Source organism: Helicobacter marmotae (genome assembly GCF_003364255.1).
Taxonomy (GTDB): domain Bacteria; phylum Campylobacterota; class Campylobacteria; order Campylobacterales; family Helicobacteraceae; genus Helicobacter_C; species Helicobacter_C marmotae.
Map to the genome: position 1 here is coordinate 1 of NZ_NXLR01000055.1, position 578 is coordinate 578.

The 578-nt window shown below is 37.4% G+C and carries 1 protein-coding gene; it reads left to right on the top strand.

Annotated features, from left to right (window positions below; genetic code table 11):
• Positions 1-578: hypothetical protein (locus CQA63_RS10010; protein ID WP_211305749.1), on the top strand; the 578-nt coding region annotated here is incomplete at both ends.

Genomic DNA, 578 nt, shown 5'->3' on the forward strand with positions numbered 1-578 from the left:
AATAGCGGCTCTGCTACTATAACCACTCTCACTAATGGAGCCACAGGAGATATAAAACATATCGAAAATGAAGCTAGCTCCACCATTACTACCCTAACTAACTCTAATCAAATCCAAAACTTAAGCAATAGTGGCACACTCGCTACGCTCACAAACAATAGAGATGCTACGATTAATAACTTTACTAATTCTAGCTCTATTACTACAGGACTTACTAATAATGGCGGGATTACAAACTTTAATAATGCAAGCGGAGGCAATATTCAAACGGCTATTAATAATGGCACAAGTGGGACTATTACTACTCTCACTAATGCTGGCACTGCCCAAAGCATACAAAATAGCTTTGTGATTACTAGCCTCACAAATTCAGGCACTATCACTAATGGCATCACTAATAACAACAACGCTACCATTACTACCCTCACACAAAGCTCTACTACTGCTTTATCTAGTATTAATAATAGCGGCACCATAACTACACTCAATAATAATGCTAGCTCTACTATTACAAGTATTACTAATAATGCTAATGCCACCATAGATACATTAGAAAATACCACAGGTAGCACCATTAC